Here is an 18,474-nt window from a genome sequence, read left to right on the forward strand (position 1 = left end):
TTTGAAAACACAATGGGCAACGAGCAATTTATTGAACAGAAGCTACTTGCTCTCCTTCAAAGGCCATCGTTAGAAATTAAACAATTAGCCGCAAACTTTGCTAATCACTTTAATGAGATGGGCATCATATCCTCTAGCGTTCTTAGTGACATGGTAACCATTATCCGGAATGACGAGGAGATCGAGTATTTTGCCGATATGTTCTTTGCTGATCAGTGAAAATTTAATATAAACGAAATTTAAGCTCCCAGGGATTTCTCGTTTCAAGTACTCTTGATATAGAAAAACTCCCTGGGAGCTTTTTTAACTACATTAGCTATTTCTACCAAAAATAAGTTATACATCCATTTGCTCTTCATTTATACTTGAGAGAAAGAAAAGGGAGTAGGATGGAGGAAGAGAAATGAAAACAGTTTCAAAAATTCTTATGATGGTTAGTTTGATAGCGTTTTTAGTGGCAATCCTTTATTTATTTGATCTGTTCATTGACCGTTCGACATTTTATATTCTGTTGCTCATTGGTGGATTGGCTTTAGTTTTTGCGGAGTGTTTTCAAGAAAAGCAAAGAAATTATTATAAATCTTACATAGGGGATGTCTAGATGCAGAATGATCGTAGGCAATCGGTAAAAAAAGTAGCGTTAGTTTTAGCAAGCGCATTGGTGATTCTATTAACTAGTTTATATTTTGCGAATCAGGATCAAACCCTAGAGGATGTTTTAAGAGAAGATGGCCTTTACTCGATTTCAAGAGCTAGCGTCACTTCTTCTGTGCACTTATCAGAAGAAAACTCCTTCACTTATCGTTTGAGTGAGGAAGAAAGCACACGACTTACCGAAATTTTAAAATCTCAACAGCTGAACCGACTGTTTTTTAATAAGTTTAAACCTGAAGAATATACCTATAGTCTCTTCTTAGAAGACGACCAACGGCAGGTGATTTTAGAAGTAGGACCAGATAAGCTGCATCTTGACGCCACCAATCTGTATTTTGAGAACAAGACGGATGATTTGAATTTGTTCATGTATGAACTATTTGAAACCCATGGAAACTAGCCTCCATGGGTTCTTTTTATATTCACTAAGCTTATTGTGTGGAGTCTAGTACCTGATTAAGAAAATCTTTGTTGACTTTATAAGATAACGGATTTCTTTTAACAATCTCTATTTTCTCTTCGTCCAGCATGTTTTCTAAGACAGGTTTCATCTTATGCTCACTCAAATTAAAGTACTCCAGTAATTCTTTTCGAGTCACTTCAAAATCTTCTTTGAAAAAGACGCTAAACGTCAACATATAATGTAATACACGATCTTTATTAGAACTATCTGGATGGGAAAGGTTTTTAAATTGATTATCGATATGTCTCTTTAAATAGAGATTGCGTTCTAAATCTTCGATTAAACTTTCCTGCCCAGTAATCAAAAGGTCTAGCATGTTTTCTAGATAAAATGTAGTCTCGCCAAAATTTAAGGGCTTAGAAACCTCTTCTAGAGACTCGTAGAACAAAGGTTTATTTTTATTCACTGTATATGAAAAAGTGATGGCTGAATATCTTTCTAAATATCTTGCAATGTAACTTCCTACGATCAATCTCCCTGTGCGCCCGTTTCCATCGTAAAAAGGATGGATGTACTCATAATAATAATGAGCAATAAGATACTTAAATAATTCGGGATGACGAGTGTCTTCAAGAAAGATAATTAACTGCTCTAGCATTTCTTTAATTTTAGATTCGGGAGTAATCCCGTAGTGAGTGACTTTGCTGCCAGAAGTTATGGATACTTCACCCTTGCGAAAAAGATCACCATCTACCTTGTGATGGTCATCAATTTCATCTGAAATCATGTCATCATACAACTCACGAAAATCTTTAAGTTCTTTAAATTCAGCTATCGAATCAATATGCTTGTAGGTTTTCACCATACCAAGAAACTTTTTATTTTTCGGATTCTTCTCCTGCAGCCTTGCTAATACTTCTTTTAATTCTTTTCTTGTACTTCTTACCCCTTCAATTTCATTGGTACTTTGCATTTCGTTGATTATTAATTTCTGAAAGTAAGGTTCAATGATATAGTTCGGGAGTTGGGTAACGAGTTTCGTGATTTTAGAACTGTTTAGTAGAACGGAGGTGTGCTTCTGGAAGATCTCCGGAGTCACTACATAAAAGAGCGGATAGGATGTTTTCTCTAATCCCTCTTTGTTAAAAGGATGAATAATTAAATTGGTTGTATATCCTGCAAGAGACTGTTTTCTAGATAATAAAGCTTCGCTAGCAGCATTAGATCCATACATATGAAAAATCTTTTGGAGTTTTAAATGTTGGTCGCTCATATACAGTCACATCCTTAAAAAAAGCGGTTTTTTTAAATATAGCGAATTTATTTAGCTGCAACAAGTTAAAAATCTTCGTTTTTTTACTTATATATCAAATTATTCACGTTTTCTCGTCGCGAAAGATAGCTAATTTGAGTAATACATTCAATAATTCATAATTTCTCTACGAAATAAGACGGCGAATTTTACTTATACATCAAATTAGATGATATAAGTCTAATGAATAAGCACCTTTTTTATTCTATAAATTAATTGAAGTTTGAGGAATGTAGTCGCACATACTAATTTTTCGTTCTATATACAACATAGCTTTTTGAATACAAAAACCCATGGAACCTAATCTCCATGGGTTTTTTTGAATGAAGACGAACTCAAAGATCGTCTTAAAAGAATGCCGCTTAATGGGCAATCATCTCTTCCGCAATCTCTTCACCAGTCAAATCCGAATGATAATAGGTCGGCCAGTTCTCAAGCTCTTCTAAAAGAGCAGCTCGGTCGTCACCAAAGTAAATGTGGTAGTGATGAGACACCTTGTCCGTAATGATGTGATCGCTGAACTGGATATACGCAGGGGCTTCTGAGTTCTCGTCTGTTTGTTTTGGGGGAGTAGAATGAAGAAATCGAACTTCAAGGGCTCTAAATTTCCCAACCCGCTCACCTGCTCCCGTCACACTTTTGTAACTGTATACCTCGTAACCCTATGATAGAATGAGAGTACCACCTGTAAGGAGGCACCATGATGAAAACCAATCAAAAGATTATTTTAGCCACGCTGGCAGTTTTTGCTGTCATCATTGGCGTTGTATTATTTATGAACCGTGACACAGAAACAGAGACTGCTGACGTTCCAGCAGATACGGAACGTGTCTATCCGCCAACCGAAGGCCAGCCGATGCTTGGTGATGCAGACGCACCAGTCGAGATCGTTGAGTTCGGTGACTACAAATGTCCGTCTTGTAAGCAGTGGACAGAGACTGTGTATCCAAAACTTGCTGAAGAGTTTATCGACACAGGAAAAGCCAACTTGAGCTATGTGAACGTATTGTTCCACGGAGAAGAGTCCGTAATTGGAGCGCTAGCATCAGAATCTGTTTACGAACAAGATCCAGAAAACTTCTGGGAATTCAGTAAAGCGGTCTATACTGCACAGCCGGCTACACAAGAGCATGACAAGCCTTGGGTGACAATCGACAAAATGGCAGAAATCGTAGCTGAAACAGCTCCTGGCGTAGACATTGAAAAGATGAAAGCAGATATGGCGGATGAAAACTCAGCTATCGTCCAAGAAGTCACTCGTGATAATGAACTAGTAGAAGAATTTAATGTTCCTTTCACACCAACGGTTTATGTAAACGGCGTGTTCTTAGAAGACCCGTTCGATTACGAGCAGATTGCGAAACTGATTGAGGAAGGACAGAAGTAACATGGAAAAAACTCGTTCTTCTTGGTTTGAAACGTATGCACTTTATATCGCGTGGGTCGTCTCATTGACCGCTACACTTGGAAGTTTGTACTTTAGCGAAATCAGAGAGTTCGTCCCGTGTGAATTGTGTTGGATTCAGCGAATCTTCATGTATCCGTTAACGATCTTACTAGGTATCGCAGCGTTCACGAACGATGTGCGGATGCGTCTCTATGTGTTGCCGCTGACACTCATCGGAGGCACCATTTCGCTTTATCATTATTTAGTTCAAAAAGTACCTGGTTTTGCAGATATCAAACCATGTGTTCAAGGCGTTCCCTGTAACATCCAATACATCAACTGGTTCGGGTTTGTGACGATTCCGTTTCTCGCACTCACTGCATTCACGTTGATGTCTATTGTGTTGATCGTTCTTCACATCAAACTGAAAAAAGCATAAAGAGAACCGCTGCTCTTAATTGGAGTCAGCGGTTCTTTCTGTATAACGACTATAAAGATAGAGTAAAAGAGCAATTAATGCGGCTAGTCCAAAGTACGTAGCTAACAAAAACCAGATGGAAATATGAACGACTCCTGCAAAGCCGAACTGGGTGGAGAGGAACCGGAACGTACTGAAGTTGTCGACTGCTGCCGGAATGTAACTGAACATTTCCCATAGACTGATGCCCATCATCCCTAAAAAATAGAGGACGTGTGCAACGAATGATAAAAGTAATGCATAACTAATGATGCGCATAGCAACCTCCCCAGTTGCCATTTGCAACTGTCTGTAAATGGAATCTTTAGTTAACAATATCCATTAGAGGCATTTGCGTCAAGATGATTTTGGTCCTAACCAATTAAAAGGTCTGAGAATTTCTTGATCACTCGGTCTACTTGGTAAAAGGTTTGACGTTTCAAAAATGTCATCGGGTGCAGGATGACGTATACTAATGAAAAAGTAGATGAATGGGGGATTCCGGCATGCATGCACTGGTCATCGGCGCTACGGGCGCTACCGGGAAAGATCTTGTAGAACAATTACTGAATGACGAGCAATTCGAGAAAGTCACTCTGTTTGTGCGAAGAAGTTTACCCTTGCAACACGAAAAGCTGCATACCCACACGATTGACTTCGACCGTCCGCAGCACTGGCACCGCTTAGTTGAAGGAGATGTCCTGTTTTCATGTCTTAGTACGACAATCAAAGCAGCTGGCACACAAGATGAACAATGGAAGGTCGACTTTGACTACCAGTATCAATTCGCTGATGCGGCAAGCGCTAATGGCGTCCCGAACTATGTGCTTGTTTCTTCGACTGGAGCGGATCCGAAGTCTCGAGTATTTTACTCTCGAATGAAAGGACAACTGGAGGAAGCGGTTAAAAAGTTGCCGTTCAAATCCATTACGATCTTGCAGCCACCTATCTTAGATCGACGGGACAGCGACCGAACAGGCGAAAAGGTAGGACTTCGTGTCATTCAAGTTTTCAACAAAGTAGGACTATTCAAATCCCAGCGTCCTTTATCTACACGCGAATTGGCCGCCACGATGATTCGGGCAGCCAAACAAAAACGCTCTGGCATTTCTGTGTGGACCGGTGATGAAGTCCGAACACCAACTCAAACTTAATCTTTAATCTTCAGACCCATCAGGCTTGCAAACAGCAGCGCTTGGTGGGTCGAAACCGTTGCTCCTCGCAAATCCTCAAGCTCCACTTTGATAATTTCAAAAGAATTACTACTCAAATCGATATCTTTTAATTTTGTTTCCTCGAATGTCACATCTTCCATTGAGCAATTCACAATAGTCACGTCATCGAACGTCGCTTTATAAAAATGAGCGAAGTCCAGTTTGATACTCTCTAATACAGAATTCTTGAGAGTTGTATTGCTGAACAATGCATAAGGCATCGCTCCAGTATCAAAGCGCACATCATACAGTCTCGATTCACTAAAGTCGATTCCGGTCATTCGGCAGTTAACGAATTCGACGCGATTAAAGGATCCTTTGGTCAGCGTCACATTGGAGAAATCGCAATTCTCGAAGCGACAGTCCGTCCAATCGGCTTGTATGAATTCACTGTCTGTGAAGCTACAGTTTTTGAACAGGCTGTTCTGGATTCGAAGTCTCGGGTACTTTTCTTCAATCAAGTTCTCATCTGAGAGTTCGACGTGGAGAATTTCAGGGTCTTCGTGTAAGGGAATAGCTGCAAGAGTCGTTTCTAAAAGAGTTCCAGCGAATCGTGGAGCTTGTGTGGCCATAATCTCATCTCATTTCATATCGTTTTTCTCAGAGTAGCATAGGTGGCGGGGGATTCGCGACAAGTTTTAGACGAATCGCGCCAAGTTTGGGACGGTTCACGACAACCTTTAGGCGAATCACGACAACCTTAATATCAATCACGACAACCTCTTCGGATCAAATCGACCCTTAACCTGATTCCGCTAATGATGGACGAATCGTATGATGAAAATATGGACTCGTGCCACGAGAAGAGAGAATTGTGCCAGCACAGGACGAATCGTGCCACGAAAGTATGGACTCGTGCCACGAGAAGAGTGAATCGTGCCAGCACCGGACGAATCGTGCCATGAAAATATGGACTCATGCCACGAGAAGAGTGAATCGTGCCAACAAAATTCCAATATAAGCAATTATCTTGAATTCGAGATAATTTAGGATTATACTTAACTCAACAGAACAGGAGAGGAAGAAAAGTATGAAAAAACAAACAGCGGGCATTCACCACATCACAGCAATCGTCGGGCATCCACAAGAGAATGTTGACTTCTACGCAGGCGTCTTAGGACTTCGTTTAGTGAAACAGACTGTAAACTTCGACGACCCCGGAACGTACCATCTCTACTTTGGAAATGATGGCGGCCGACCTGGATCCATCATCACGTTCTTTCCGTGGGTAGGGGCGTACCAAGGGCAGATTGGAGATGGGCAGGTCGGCGTGACAAGCTATGCGATTCCGGCAGGCAGCATGCCGTTCTGGGTAAATCGCTTGGCAACACAGGCGATTTCATTCAAAAAAGCGAATCGCTTTAACGAAACCGTCCTACAATTTGACGATCCGCACGGACTTCACATCGAACTAGTTGAGCGAGAAGAAGGGGAGCAAAACGACTGGACCTTTGGTTCTGTAACTCCGGAAGTCGCCATAAAAGGATTTGCTGGAGCTACACTCTACTCGACGAACCCAATCGCTACAGAGAGAACGCTGACAGAGGTCATGGGACTTGAAAAAATAGCAGAAGAAGGAGACTACATTCGCTTCCGTTCTTCCGCTTCCATCGGCAATACAGTCGATTTGAAAATGGTAACGGGTAAAGTGGGCAAGATGGGTGTCGGAACAGTTCACCATATCGCTTGGCGTGCAAAAGATGCAGAAGATCATCAAGACTGGCAGCGTTATGTCTATGACAAAGGCGAGCAAGTGACAGAAATCAAAGACCGTCAATACTTCGATGCAATCTACTTCAGAGAAGCAGGCGAGATCTTATTTGAGATTGCTACAGATCCACCAGGCTTTGCTCATGACGAATCTCAAGCGACAATGGGAGAACAATTGATGCTTCCTGCTCATTACGAGCAATACCGTACTCAAATCGAACAGCGCCTGATTCCAATTCGCATCCCACAGGCCTAATAAAAAACCTATCTTCCTGAGCAAGTACTCAATGGAAGATAGGTTTTGTTTTTATAGTGCGAGTAATTTCACTTTATCAGTAGCTTGTAATTCAGCAATCATCTCATGCCAAGCTTGTGGCTTCTCGCTTAGAATTCCGTAATACATTGTTAAAAAGTCTGCAATCGCTTCGCCGGAAAGAGCCTCTGTCTCAACAAGTGGTAAGAAACAGAAATCAAGTTCGGTTACGGCGTCGCCTTCATTTGTCCAAGAAGGATGGACATAAGAGAAATCGAGACGTTTGAAGCCGAGGTGAGCTAGAACTTCACGACGGACAAATGGATTCATGGCTTGCAGGCCGCCAAAGTCATGGCGAGCTGCACGGTACGGGTCATAGATTTCGGCGAATACACCTTGTAACTGAATCCCATGCTCTTTTGAAAGTTGTTGTAAATCTTCGTTACGCTTTTGAGCTAAGAATGGGCCAACCCCCATACCTTCCTTACCAATCAACGTGAAATCGGTCATCGAAAGTTTGCGGTCTGGATAGAAGCGGTATTCTGTAGCACCGACCACTTCATCTCCTTCAACAGCGACGAACATCCGAATGGTTGGGTCTTGTAGTGGACCTTCCCACAGAGAAAATTCTAGAACCTCTTCTGCAGGGAAGACGTCTTGCATTAATTTATGCATCTTAGGAAATAACGGATCGTTGATTCCAGTGATTTGTACATAGTTCATTCTACTTCACTCCTAGTCTCCAAATTAAACGCGCACGCTGCGATCGGCTTTTAACCATTCTGGTGTTGGCAATGTTTCTGTTTCGACTTTCCCGAGGTCCGGATACAAGTCAAAGCGACGGTCTCTCCATGTGGTCACAGAACCGTGTTCACGGACTTCATAAAGTAGAGAGAGGTCCAGGTCCGCTGTGATGACCATGTCATTGTTGATTTCGCCTTTGACTAGAATGCCGTCTTGAGGGAAGGGAACGTCGTTTGGTGTGATGACTGCAGCCTCACCAAAGTTGCCACGCATGAAATCTACGGTTGGAAGAGAGCCGACTGTTCCTGTTGTGACAACATAGATTTGATTTTCAATCGTCCGTGCATGACTTGTGTAGCGAACTCGGTTGAAGCCGTGACGGTCGTCTGTACACGAAGGAGAGAAGACAACGTCTGCTCCCATACCACGAGCCATGCGAACGACTTCAGGGAACTCGATATCGTAGCAAGTAATCATCGCAATCTTGCCTTTTGGCGTTTCAAAGATACGAAGAGACTCACCTGGTGTGATGCCCCATTCTTCAACTTCTGTTGGTGTTAGATGAAGTTTCGCTTGCTCGCCGATATGACCATCTGGCGAAAAGAGGTGCGCCACATTATAGAGCTTGTCGCCTTTTTGTGTCACATGTGTTCCGCCAATAATGTAGACCCCATGCTCGACTGCTAAGTTAGAGAACAGCTCGCGGTATGCGTCTGTATAAAGTGCCAGGTTTTGGATCGGTTGGCCTTGACCCGTCTCTGAAATCGACAACAACTGGGTCGTCACGAACTCAGGGAATAAGATGAACTCTGTATTGAATTCAGCCGCTGTTTTGACATAGTGCGTCACTTGGTCAGCAAACTGTTGAAAGTTTTGGATGGTGTGAAGATGATATTGAACAGCAGAAACCCGAAGTTTCATGATGAAAAACCCCCTTGTACAAGTGTTTCGCTCGGAAAGCGCAATGAGAAAAGAATACCATAATTGCATCATTTGTAAATCAAAAAAACTTGAAATTTCTAAGACATTTTTGGAAGCTTTCGGTATGCTTGAAGAAAAGAGTTTAGAGGAGGTTCAGCAAATGGAATTTCAACAAGTCATGAAAGAACTCGAGACACTTGGTACGGAACGAACGAAAAAGCTTTACTTAGGAAATGGAGCACAAGAACCACTTTTCGGAGTGGCTACAGGTGCGATGAAGCCGATGGCCAAAGCCATCAAACGCAATCAACCTCTAGCAGAAGAACTATACGCGACGGGTAACTACGATGCGATGTACTTTGCTGGAGTTATTGCCGACCCAGAAGCGATGACTGAAGAAGACTTTGACCGATGGATCGAGGCTGCTTATTTCTATATGCTATCGGATTATGTGGTGGCCGTCACATTATCCGAAGCTCCTATCGCACAGCAAGTGGCAGACCGCTGGATTGAAAGTGGTGAAGAGCTAAAGCGCTCGGCAGGGTGGAGCACCTATTGCTGGCTCCTCGGTAACCGCAAAGACGAAGAATTCGATTTAGCGAAGATCCATCGACTGCTCGATCTTGTGAAAATGACGATTCATTCGGCTCCCCCACGAGCGCAGTCTTCGATGAACAACTTTGTGTACACTGTTGCCATTTCGTTCTTGCCTCTTCATGAGAAAGCTATTGAGACCGCAAGAGAAATCGGCCAAATCGAGATGGAGCGACTTGGTAAAAAACCGGCTGTTCTAGATGCTACTGCTTCTATTGAAAAGTGGATGAGTCGTGGAAAGCTAGGATTTAAAAGGCGCTATGTGCGTTGTTAAGGAGGAACTCATGCGAGAATTACTAAATAAAATCAAACAATTGTCTGAAGAGCAAAGTCAGGAAGCTCTCCAGTATCTCTATCTAACAAGTTTAGGGGAACCGATTCAACTAAGGGACGCATTAGAAGAAGTATTGAGTATTTTTACAAAAAAACAACAGGAAAAAGTTACAGAGATTCATCTAGTATTCGGCCTAAGTGCTGGGGGAGGATTGACCATTGCTTTTCCAGAGGGAAAAGTGATTGCCCTAGGAGACAATTTGGCTATCGGGCCCCTTTCAGACATTCCAAGTCTTGAAGGTTTGAAAAGAAGAGAAGAATGGCTAGGAGGTATCCTCGATACGGAGGACTACCTGAGATTTTCTCTTCAATGGGAAAACGTTCTGCTTGCATTAGAAACTATACCAAGTACTTTTCCGATTTATATCTGGGCAGGAGAACACGCTGGAGAGCAGATAGCGAAACAGTTATTTGTGAAGTTACTAGCCGGAAAAGAAAACCCAATCTTCGTTATAGATTCAACGTGTGTCTATAGAAGGCTATTTGATACGGCTGATACCCAAACCCTCTCGATATATACGGGTGAAATGTCGATTGATCAACTCAAAGAAATCAAATCATCGGGATTGTTTAAAGAGCTAACTACAACGGAACGAAGAGATATCGAGAAGAATTGGGATCGATTTTCTCAGACGCAAAGCTACGTCCGCTTATTTGAGAATGGTGTGATTCAAGAATTTGATGAGACGGCTCTCGATTCCTTCATAGTTGAAGTTGTAAAAGAACAAAGTAAGTATGATAGTTTTGTTAAAGCAGCGCGTATTGTAGGAGAAGTATACGGACGTAAAGGATATCAATTGGGAGATTCATTTATTGAATCACGTTTGTTACATCTTGTTATGGAAGGCATTCTAGAACTTCAAGGCTCTCCAAAAGAGATGGGTCGCTATAGCGTTCGACTGAAACACGTATAGATTGACTGGATAAATTGGAAATTCCTGAAACTTCTCTACAAGTTTTTCGTATAATTAGAAAACACTTGTGGAGAGGATGGATTTCAATGAAACAACAGGGATGTATGAAATGTGGGAGTACGAATGCTGCACAGAAAGAGGTGGCGACTACAGGAACGGGATTGTCGAAGATGTTTGATATTCAACACAATCAATTTTTAGTCGTCTACTGCAAGAACTGTGGTTACTCGGAGTTCTACAACAAACAAGCAGCGCGAGGGTCGAACGTCCTCGATCTGTTTTTCGGATAAGGGGGATGAATTCGTGTTGAACAGAAAACTCGAAGCCGCTGTATTGACTGTCATTCTCGGATTCTTTGTGATGCCGCTTGTATTTACTACTTGGCAATCTGATTATTTCACAATCGGACTCGTGATTTCCATGTACGCTGCACCATTCGTTTTTTTAGGGGGAATACCGATTTCGTCCTTCATTCAAAAGAGAGCTTCTCGTCCCCTTGCAGCAGCGGTGGGGCACGGTGTAGCAGGACTAATCATGAGTGCAGTATTTGGCGTCGTGACACAAGCGTCGCTTGATGTGTGGACACTTGCTCTGGTTTCGGGTGTATCGTACAGTCTGTTGTTTTTCGGAGTGGACTGGGTGCTTACTAATACCCAATTCTATAAAAAAAGTGACTCGGCGGTATATAAATGAGACCTTCAATTATAGCGATTCTAGTTTATAGTGTCACGGCGATTTTACTTTTCTTCTTGAGTGAGTATTTTTATCATGCTTCAGCTCCGTTCTTATTTTTCGGAATGCTGAGTAACTACTATCTTAATCCATATATTCTCGCCTTTCTTCTACTTGGAGGCTTACTATGGGCTTGGTGGAAGAGAGATTCTCGTTTTATTTGGAGGCATTATGGAATCATCGTTTCTTTTGCTTTGCTGATGATTGTGCTATTACCAGTTCTTCAACCGGAGTACACATATAGTGAAGCTGAAGATTTAGTAGAAAAGCAAACAGGCATTCATGTGTTAGCTGACGAGACATACTTGTTATGGGATAAAGACGTAATGGAGCGTGCAGCTTACCGGGTAGCAACGAATAACCCGGAAATAACGTACTTGGTGGATCCTGAAACTGGTGAAATAGGGGAGATGGGGCCGTGATGGGAGTCATTCGAGTAGTTAGCGGAGCCATAGCGATTTTAGCAGTGATTCTATACTGGACTTTAGATAATTCAATTTACTATACTGTGTTTCTTGGAGCCATGGTCTTTGTCTGGGGATTCTCGGCATACGATGAGTGGAAAAATGAAAGGAAGTATTTAGCAGGCTTAATGATTATAGTGGCTGTAGCTGTCCTTATCATGTTTCTAGATTCAGATTTTGTAAATGCTATTTTATAAGTGAGGGACCAATGATTCGTTTAGCAGAAGTGAAAGATGCAGAAGCCATGCTGCACATTCAAAAAGAAGTTTTACAAGAAGACATCTATTTCGTCTCAACGTTTGGCGAATTCAAGCAGACAATTGAAGGACAACGCGAATGGATTCAGCAAAAACAAAACAATCCAAATGAACTTTTAATTGTGGCTGAAGAAGTGGGTGAAGTGGCCGGCTGGTTGGTCTTCCAGACCGATGGCCGTTTCAAGACAAGGCATACGGGGAAATTTGGCGTCATGCTCCGAGACGAGAGTCGAGGTAAGGGACTGGGCACTGAACTTGTTCAGTATCTATTACAATGGGCTCAGCAACATCCGGAAATTGAGAAGGTATCTCTTTTCACGTTTGCAACTAACACTCGAGCTATAGCTCTTTATGAAAAGTTAGGATTCGTCGAAGAAGGACGAAAGCTCAAAGAATACAAATTGGCGGACGGTACATATGTTGATGACGTCATCATGAGTAAATTCGTGAAAGAAATCTGAAAGCTTTATTCAACAAGGGATTTAGAAGGGGGCAACATAATTGGATCAAAGCCACATAATCACAGAGAGTGAAACAGAAAAGATTCTAGGAAATTATTTTAAGGATGGGCTTGATGGAAAAATCGAGACGATTCCCAGCAAAGAGAAGCGGAAGATTATTCTCTTGCAGCATATCGTGAAAAGATTCGATCAAACAAAAAGGTATACGGAAAAAGAAATCAATGAAGTGTTAAAAGGGGTCCATGCAGATTATGTATCCTTGCGTCGCTATTTGATTGAATATGGATTTTTTGACCGCAACAACGACGGTTCTGAATACTGGATGAAACACTAAAGCGTCAGGCACGAAGCCTGGTGCTTATTTATATTTAGGATAATTAATGAATAACCTTACCGGGCATATTAGTTACGAAACTTTTCTGTATTTCACACGTAAAAGATATATACATATCAAAGAGGTGGAAAACGTGCAAAAACTATCCATAGTTATTGGAGTGCTAGCTCTCCTTAGCATCATCGCCAACTTTATTACAGAAAACCCCTATATCGGGATTCTCTCGACCTTATTAATCATGGCCCTATTTGCGGTCAATGCGTACATGGCACAAAACGAGAAGCGAAAAGGCGCGTTCTTGTTTTATATGTTTATTGTCATCCTAGGAGTCTTCGTATTGGGAATGGAAATCTCAGCATTATAGGTACCAGCTTGGGCGCTTAGTTGCGCCTTTTTATTTTGTCTAATAGGAGGATTTAATTGTAAGAAAATTCTGTTCACATAATTCAAAAGTCATGATATACTCTACTTAATTTTAGTGGGGATGGGTGAACCTATGCGACTACAATTCATTGTGTTCGGAGTTCTTATTACCTTAGTGTCAACTGTGTTGTGGGTATTTAGCCAAAACGTTTCAAGCGGTTATGTTGTAAAGACCGATGATGGATATGTGAAAGTAGTGCAGCTGCCTTTAGACCCTCTTTTTCCATTGACAGAAGAGCAGAAAGAAGAAGCTTTAAAAAAAGCGGCTCGCTCTAGAGACGGGCAACACTTTGCACTTCCCATTGTGAACGAGAAATTGGGATCATCTTATAAGTTTGGAGAGCGTGTTCGTATTTATTGGCGAGGAGAGCCTATCTTGGATAAACGAAAGCAAGAATATGTAGAACAGACTTTGTTTATTATGCGGTGAAGTTCAAAGGCCAACTCGATGTTAGGGGGAAGGCCTTTTCTCTTTTACCAGGAAAATATCTTAAGACGAAAGTAAAATAGAAAATTTCCGTTGGTACCTGTGGAAAAAATACAATCAAAGTATACTGAAGAAAAGGGGGAGTCGTAATGCCTTTAGAAGAAGAGTTCTTACCATTGGCACAAGGAATTGTTTATGGAATTTCCGTTCTATTTGCTATTTGGATTGTTTTTAAATGGAGAAAGAAGGCGGTTAGCGGATTCTCAGCGAGTTTGTTTCTGAGTTATCTCCTATCTTCCGCATTAGGATTTTACTTTCTATTCAACACGTTATCAGGAGAATCGCCCGCACCGATGGCTTCTGAAGAGAACTCGTTACAGCTCGGCCTAGCTGGCGTCTTTTGGATTGTCAGTGTGATCAGCCTGTTCGTTTTGATACAGTACTCATTTCGAACTTCCCGACCATCAAAAGACCTCCTTCAAAAATAAAGGAGGTCTACTTTTATAGCTTCTGAATCATCTCCACGCGATTTCCAAAAGGATCTCGGAATTCAAAACGGTCATATCCTGGAATAGGAATACCTGTGAGAACCTCAATTGATTCCGCTTCTAATCGATCCTTCCAGTACTTGATATCTGTAACCAAATAAGCGAGATGACCTTTTGTAGAGTTGCGGTCAAACCCATCCTCTGTTCCCACATGAACTTCTTGAGTTCCAACCTCCAGCCAAAAACCACCTCGTCCTTGAAGAGTTTCCGGTTTGGGTAGTTCTTTCAGTTCCAGCACTTCACAGTAAAAGGTTTTCGCTTGTTGTTCCGTGCCAGATGGAATTGTGATTTGAGCATGGTGCAACCCTAAAATCATGAACAGTCCCCCTTTGTAGTTGTAGTATCTCATAACAAAATAAATTCAGGTATGAAAATACTTCCATTAATTGAAACTATTGAAGCTTTAAAACGTAAAATAATCATACATAAACTGGGAGGGGAAATCTATGCTTCATGAAAAGTCACCTCGTGCCATCTTCACTGTTTGGGCCATCATCGTTGGATTATTTGCTCCGATTGTCATCTTATTTGTCCCCATCACTATTACACAGAGTCTGTTTTACGATCCAAGTCAAATAGTAGTCCTTGCGCCTTCCAAAAATCATTTGTTATTGACGATTGGATTTATTTTAATTATTGGGACACTGCTGTTACTTGCTTTCAGACGTTCAAAACAGACCTACTTAGCAAGCGCGCTCCTTATAGCAGGAGCCATCGGATTTTTCGCTTTTTCAACGCTTAGCTATGTCATCATTCATCCTGAATACATTACAGTGAGAGACTATCTAGACAAACAACAGTACGCTATGGAAGATTTCGATGCAGTCATTTACGAATACGGTTTAGATGAACCAGGACAGTATCAATTCATTACGAAAGAGGGAGAAGCCGTCATTATTCAAGACAGCCCTCAATTGCATTTTGAAAAACGAAGTGCGATCTATAAAACAGCTTTGGCTCACGATTTAACTTTCGAGGAACGCCCGATGGAAGAATAGTGGAAAGAGAGGGGGAATGACAATGGACAATTACTGGTATCCCTTTTTGATGGGATTTCTAGCAATCGGAGCTATCTTTTTATTGCAATGGGGAGTGTATCGCTACTTTCAAGTTCCCATGAGACAGTCTAATAAATATTATACAAAATCCCATAGATATCTCCATTATGGATTGCTAGCTGCATTTGTTATCGGATCGATTAGTATTAACTTTGCGATTGCTAATCAAGATACGGAGCCTGCTCTAGGTCTATTCTTGTTCCCTCCTGTCTTTATTGGAATAGATGAACTTTTGAAGATAGGTATGCAATGGAAGTACGCTGAGCATCGAGGATTATATAAGGCGAACCTGATTCACTTATTGGGTGCAGTTGGTATACTTGCTCTAATGATTTTAGTTTTTATAAACTATTTTGAAGTTCCCTTTCTATAACTCCTAAGAAGGTAGGTAATTTTCATGACCACTCACGCACATTTAATAGAAAAGTTTCCCATCATCGAAAGCCTTGTAAACAAGCAGGAAGTCTTATGGATCAATGGAGAGAGAATGCCAGCAGAAGTCGCTTTGTCATCAGCATTATTAACAGCTGCTGATGTCGAAGACGCAGAAGCCAGATTACAGCGCTTTGCTCCGTATTTCGCAAGAGCGTTTCCGGAGACTAGAGAATCAAATGGGTTTATCGAATCTGAGATTGCATACATACCAAAGATGCAGCAAGCATTGAATGAGTATTACCAAGTCGAACTCCAAGGACAACTCGCCATGAAGTTTGATAGCCATCTTCCGATTTCAGGATCTATTAAAGCGCGAGGTGGCATCTATGAAGTGATCAAACATACAGAGACTCTTGCGCTTAATTCAGGATTACTTCAGCCAGATGAGAATTATGAAAAACTTGATTCTGAAGAATTTCGCAACTTCTTCTCGAACTATACGATTGCGGTAGGTTCAACTGGGAATCTCGGGCTGAGTATTGGCATCATCAGTGCCAAACTTGGGTTTCATGTGACCGTACATATGTCGGCGGATGCGAAGCAGTGGAAGAAAGAGTTGCTTCGTGAAAAAGGTGTTGAAGTTATCGAATATGCGTCAGATTACAGTCTGGCTGTTGAGAGAGGACGAGAGCAGGCGGCAGGAGACCCGAACTGTCACTTTATTGATGATGAAAACTCGACTGACTTGTTTCTTGGTTATGCGGTTGCTGGTGTTCGCCTGAAAGCGCAGCTGCAAGAGCAAGGGATTATTGTGGATGGAGAGCATCCCCTTCATGTGTATTTACCATGTGGAGTAGGTGGTGGTCCCGGCGGTGTAGCATTTGGGTTGAAGCTTGCGTTTGGAGATGCTGTGCACTGTTACTTTGCAGAACCTACCTCTTCGCCTTGTATGACGCTCGGACTGATTACGGACTTACATGATCAGATTGCCGTTGAAGATATTGGGTTAGACAATCGGACAGAAGCGGACGGCTTAGCTGTAGGACGAGCCTCTGGATTTGTTGGGAAGGTCATGAAACCGTTCATGAGTGGCTGTTTGACAGTTTCCGATGAGACGTTATTCCATATGATGCACATGTTCCATGAAGCGGAAGGCATTTTCCTGGAACCTTCTGCGTTTGCGGGAATGCCTGGAGCGTATCAGGTTGAAGAAGTGCACGGGAAGCACAGCCAAGCGACGCATCTCGTATGGGCTACAGGTGGGGGCATGGTGCCGGAACCTATGCGAGAGGAATATCTGCAAAAGGCAGCCTCTCTTTATTCAGACTGGAGAAAAAAATGAGGTATAACAAAGTGATTGGCTGGATCGGATTTAGTCTGTATCTGGTTGTTCTTCTGACGTTGATGTTTGTTGTTTCGCGGTTTGGAGGGATGGCGCAGGGCTATTCGTTCCAAGAGAAACTTCAGTATATGAGTAATTTTGTTCTGTTCGAAACAATTGGCTCTTATGTAGAGGCGTATCATAACGGCACGATGAACACCGATATCATTGTGCGGAATCTTGGAGGAAATATGATTGCTTTCACACCATTTGGCTTCTTTCTTCCGTTTCTGTTCAAACGTTTACGGAAGGTCGGACCGTTTCTTTTAGTATTCGTGAGTTGTCTGTTTGTACTTGAAGTCGCCCAGCTCCTCACTGCACGTGGGAGCTTTGATGTGGACGATTTCATCTTGAATGTACCGAGCGCTCTACTAGGATGGGGTATTTTTATGATAGGAGCTCGGCTGTTTAAGCGTTATGAACCGTGTGTATAGTGGTTGTCACCCATAGTGTAGTTACTGTCTTCACCGGGTTTGGCGTTTGAATTGATTGGGCTGTGGTGCGAGCGGTTAATTTTGTTTTTCTTATCCGTGACAAAGGCTAAACCTAGAGCAAATGCAGCAAATCCAAAGAATATCCACATAAGTTTCCACACCTCTCTTGTTTGATACATATACGGCTTGCAATGGAAAAAGTTTCAAAATGTTCAGATTTTCGCCACAAACCCTACAAGGAAGTTGAGCTGTTTTCTCGAAAAGTATAAAGAGAAAGGGAGGCGGACAAGATGAGTGAAGAAAAACCATTGTTTACGGATCTAATAGGAGAAATCTTGAAAGAATACTCGAAAACTGGTGGCATGGACAATCTTCCGGGAACGGGAAAACCTCTTTCTGAAGAGTACCTGTCAGGAGATGTTTTTCAAAACTTTCAACGCATTGCAAGAGAACAAGGTTACAAACCGTACTGGTTAGAGTTACAACATGAAATCCGAGATGGCCTCCAGAATCTTCACCGCGACATGGAAGCAGGAAAAAAGCGAGATGCAGAACTGCGTTTAAAACAAATCAATGACAAAGTCTATAAATACAATCAGCAATGCCCACCGCCCATGCAAAAGGGCTCGGTGCGGATGGACAATTTAGAGGCTGCCTGTGCTCGCTGGCAATGAGAAAGCAGTT

The 18,474-nt window shown here is 42.0% G+C and carries 30 protein-coding genes; 22 read left to right on the forward strand and 8 right to left on the reverse strand.

The features are described 5' to 3' along the window. Positions 1–403: 403 nt before the first annotated feature. Entirely contained in the window at positions 404–601 is a 198-nt protein-coding gene (locus CF394_RS08595) for a hypothetical protein (RefSeq protein ID WP_094942983.1), read from the forward strand. Beyond that, positions 602–1,054 (forward strand): hypothetical protein, encoded by a 453-nt coding sequence (locus CF394_RS08600; protein ID WP_094942985.1) that lies wholly within the window; start codon positions 602–604, stop codon positions 1,052–1,054. Positions 1,055–1,085: 31 nt separating this feature from the next. On the opposite strand, the gene CF394_RS08605 is transcribed toward CF394_RS08600, so the two are convergent. After that, entirely contained in the window at positions 1,086–2,330 is a 1,245-nt protein-coding gene (locus tag CF394_RS08605; protein ID WP_094942986.1) for a Fic family protein, read from the reverse strand. A gap of 401 nt (positions 2,331–2,731) precedes the next feature. Continuing rightward, positions 2,732–3,004, reverse strand: coding sequence for a ZinT/AdcA family metal-binding protein (locus tag CF394_RS16165; RefSeq protein WP_094942988.1), 273 nt, complete (start codon positions 3,002–3,004; stop codon positions 2,732–2,734). Between the two features lie 68 nt (positions 3,005–3,072). Here CF394_RS16165 and CF394_RS08615 point away from each other — a divergent pair, with 68 nt between their 5' ends. Both CF394_RS08615 and CF394_RS08620 read left to right on the forward strand, forming a co-directional pair. Next, entirely contained in the window at positions 3,073–3,756 is a 684-nt protein-coding gene (locus CF394_RS08615) for a DsbA family protein (RefSeq protein WP_094942989.1), read from the forward strand. Between the two features lies 1 nt (position 3,757). Then, positions 3,758–4,195: a disulfide oxidoreductase gene (locus tag CF394_RS08620; protein ID WP_094942991.1), complete on the forward strand. Its 438-nt coding sequence runs from the start codon at positions 3,758–3,760 to the stop codon at positions 4,193–4,195. Positions 4,196–4,210: 15 nt separating this feature from the next. Here CF394_RS08620 and CF394_RS08625 read toward each other — a convergent pair whose 3' ends face one another. Next, the gene (locus CF394_RS08625) at positions 4,211–4,492 is read right to left on the reverse strand and encodes a hypothetical protein (RefSeq protein WP_094942993.1); all 282 of its coding nucleotides are present in this window, start codon (positions 4,490–4,492) and stop codon (positions 4,211–4,213) included. Between the two features lie 227 nt (positions 4,493–4,719). Between CF394_RS08625 and CF394_RS08630 the strand changes: the two genes are divergently transcribed. Next, complete coding sequence (locus CF394_RS08630) at positions 4,720–5,367, forward strand: NAD(P)H-binding protein (protein WP_094942994.1); 648 nt, start codon at positions 4,720–4,722, stop codon at positions 5,365–5,367. On the opposite strand, the gene CF394_RS08635 is transcribed toward CF394_RS08630, so the two are convergent. Beyond that, positions 5,364–5,999, reverse strand: coding sequence for a pentapeptide repeat-containing protein (locus tag CF394_RS08635; RefSeq protein WP_094942996.1), 636 nt, complete (start codon positions 5,997–5,999; stop codon positions 5,364–5,366). The genes CF394_RS08630 and CF394_RS08635 overlap by 4 nt on opposite strands. Before the next feature lie 458 nt (positions 6,000–6,457). Here CF394_RS08635 and CF394_RS08640 point away from each other — a divergent pair, with 458 nt between their 5' ends. Further along, a complete protein-coding gene (locus tag CF394_RS08640; RefSeq protein ID WP_094942997.1) occupies positions 6,458–7,393 on the forward strand; it encodes a ring-cleaving dioxygenase in 936 nt (311 codons plus the stop codon). Between the two features lie 51 nt (positions 7,394–7,444). On the opposite strand, the gene CF394_RS08645 is transcribed toward CF394_RS08640, so the two are convergent. Continuing rightward, positions 7,445–8,113, reverse strand: a complete 669-nt coding sequence (locus tag CF394_RS08645) for a GNAT family acetyltransferase (RefSeq protein ID WP_094942999.1) — start codon at positions 8,111–8,113, stop codon at positions 7,445–7,447. Positions 8,114–8,137: 24 nt separating this feature from the next. Further along, a complete protein-coding gene (locus CF394_RS08650) occupies positions 8,138–9,055 on the reverse strand; it encodes a carbon-nitrogen hydrolase family protein (RefSeq protein WP_094943000.1) in 918 nt (305 codons plus the stop codon). 160 nt (positions 9,056–9,215) lie between these two features. Here CF394_RS08650 and CF394_RS08655 point away from each other — a divergent pair, with 160 nt between their 5' ends. The 11 genes from CF394_RS08655 (at position 9,216) to CF394_RS08705 (ending at position 14,482) form a co-directional block, all read left to right on the forward strand. Then, the gene (locus CF394_RS08655) at positions 9,216–9,923 is read left to right on the forward strand and encodes a DNA alkylation repair protein (RefSeq protein WP_094943261.1); all 708 of its coding nucleotides are present in this window, start codon (positions 9,216–9,218) and stop codon (positions 9,921–9,923) included. Positions 9,924–9,933: 10 nt separating this feature from the next. Next, complete coding sequence (locus tag CF394_RS08660; RefSeq protein ID WP_165767513.1) at positions 9,934–10,896, forward strand: DUF1835 domain-containing protein; 963 nt, start codon at positions 9,934–9,936, stop codon at positions 10,894–10,896. Between the two features lie 86 nt (positions 10,897–10,982). Further along, positions 10,983–11,186, forward strand: coding sequence for a zinc ribbon domain-containing protein (locus CF394_RS08665; protein WP_094943004.1), 204 nt, complete (start codon positions 10,983–10,985; stop codon positions 11,184–11,186). Positions 11,187–11,199: 13 nt separating this feature from the next. Continuing rightward, positions 11,200–11,589 (forward strand): hypothetical protein, encoded by a 390-nt coding sequence (locus CF394_RS08670; RefSeq protein WP_094943005.1) that lies wholly within the window; start codon positions 11,200–11,202, stop codon positions 11,587–11,589. Then, positions 11,586–12,050: a hypothetical protein gene (locus CF394_RS08675; protein WP_094943007.1), complete on the forward strand. Its 465-nt coding sequence runs from the start codon at positions 11,586–11,588 to the stop codon at positions 12,048–12,050. The genes CF394_RS08670 and CF394_RS08675 overlap by 4 nt, the downstream gene beginning before the upstream one ends. Further along, positions 12,050–12,289 (forward strand): DUF3953 domain-containing protein, encoded by a 240-nt coding sequence (locus CF394_RS08680; protein ID WP_094943008.1) that lies wholly within the window; start codon positions 12,050–12,052, stop codon positions 12,287–12,289. Before CF394_RS08675 ends, CF394_RS08680 begins: the two co-directional genes overlap by 1 nt. 11 nt (positions 12,290–12,300) lie before the next feature. Beyond that, a complete protein-coding gene (locus tag CF394_RS08685; protein WP_094943010.1) occupies positions 12,301–12,810 on the forward strand; it encodes a GNAT family N-acetyltransferase in 510 nt (169 codons plus the stop codon). 40 nt (positions 12,811–12,850) lie between these two features. After that, positions 12,851–13,144 carry a DUF2087 domain-containing protein gene (locus CF394_RS08690; RefSeq protein WP_094943011.1) on the forward strand — a complete coding sequence of 98 codons (294 nt, stop codon included), beginning with the start codon at positions 12,851–12,853 and terminating at the stop codon, positions 13,142–13,144. A gap of 133 nt (positions 13,145–13,277) precedes the next feature. Next, complete coding sequence (locus tag CF394_RS08695; RefSeq protein ID WP_094943013.1) at positions 13,278–13,508, forward strand: hypothetical protein; 231 nt, start codon at positions 13,278–13,280, stop codon at positions 13,506–13,508. A 132-nt stretch (positions 13,509–13,640) separates the two neighbouring features. Continuing rightward, positions 13,641–13,997, forward strand: a complete 357-nt coding sequence (locus CF394_RS08700; protein ID WP_094943014.1) for a hypothetical protein — start codon at positions 13,641–13,643, stop codon at positions 13,995–13,997. Positions 13,998–14,143: 146 nt separating this feature from the next. Beyond that, positions 14,144–14,482 (forward strand): hypothetical protein, encoded by a 339-nt coding sequence (locus tag CF394_RS08705; protein WP_094943016.1) that lies wholly within the window; start codon positions 14,144–14,146, stop codon positions 14,480–14,482. 13 nt (positions 14,483–14,495) lie between these two features. On the opposite strand, the gene CF394_RS08710 is transcribed toward CF394_RS08705, so the two are convergent. Further along, the gene (locus tag CF394_RS08710) at positions 14,496–14,858 is read right to left on the reverse strand and encodes a VOC family protein (protein ID WP_094943017.1); all 363 of its coding nucleotides are present in this window, start codon (positions 14,856–14,858) and stop codon (positions 14,496–14,498) included. Positions 14,859–14,988: 130 nt separating this feature from the next. On the opposite strand from CF394_RS08710, the gene CF394_RS08715 reads away from it, so the two are divergent. From CF394_RS08715 to CF394_RS08730, 4 genes are read left to right on the forward strand one after another with little or no spacing between them, the layout of a single operon-like run. Continuing rightward, positions 14,989–15,540 carry a hypothetical protein gene (locus CF394_RS08715; protein ID WP_094943019.1) on the forward strand — a complete coding sequence of 184 codons (552 nt, stop codon included), beginning with the start codon at positions 14,989–14,991 and terminating at the stop codon, positions 15,538–15,540. A gap of 22 nt (positions 15,541–15,562) precedes the next feature. After that, entirely contained in the window at positions 15,563–15,973 is a 411-nt protein-coding gene (locus CF394_RS08720; RefSeq protein WP_165767514.1) for a DUF4181 domain-containing protein, read from the forward strand. 24 nt (positions 15,974–15,997) lie between these two features. Continuing rightward, a complete protein-coding gene (dsdA, locus tag CF394_RS08725) occupies positions 15,998–17,317 on the forward strand; it encodes a D-serine ammonia-lyase (protein WP_094943022.1) in 1,320 nt (439 codons plus the stop codon). Further along, a complete protein-coding gene (locus tag CF394_RS08730; RefSeq protein ID WP_165767515.1) occupies positions 17,314–17,790 on the forward strand; it encodes a VanZ family protein in 477 nt (158 codons plus the stop codon). Before dsdA ends, CF394_RS08730 begins: the two co-directional genes overlap by 4 nt. On the opposite strand, the gene CF394_RS15790 is transcribed toward CF394_RS08730, so the two are convergent. Further along, positions 17,772–17,939, reverse strand: a complete 168-nt coding sequence (locus CF394_RS15790; RefSeq protein ID WP_165767516.1) for a hypothetical protein — start codon at positions 17,937–17,939, stop codon at positions 17,772–17,774. The genes CF394_RS08730 and CF394_RS15790 overlap by 19 nt on opposite strands. A 141-nt stretch (positions 17,940–18,080) precedes the next feature. Between CF394_RS15790 and CF394_RS08735 the strand changes: the two genes are divergently transcribed. Continuing rightward, positions 18,081–18,464 carry a DnaJ family domain-containing protein gene (locus CF394_RS08735; protein WP_094943025.1) on the forward strand — a complete coding sequence of 128 codons (384 nt, stop codon included), beginning with the start codon at positions 18,081–18,083 and terminating at the stop codon, positions 18,462–18,464. The last annotated feature ends 10 nt before the right edge of the window (positions 18,465–18,474 follow it).

The sequence above is a fragment of the Tetzosporium hominis genome, from assembly GCF_002265435.1.
In the GTDB taxonomy this organism is placed as follows: domain Bacteria; phylum Bacillota; class Bacilli; order Bacillales_A; family Planococcaceae; genus Chryseomicrobium; species Chryseomicrobium hominis.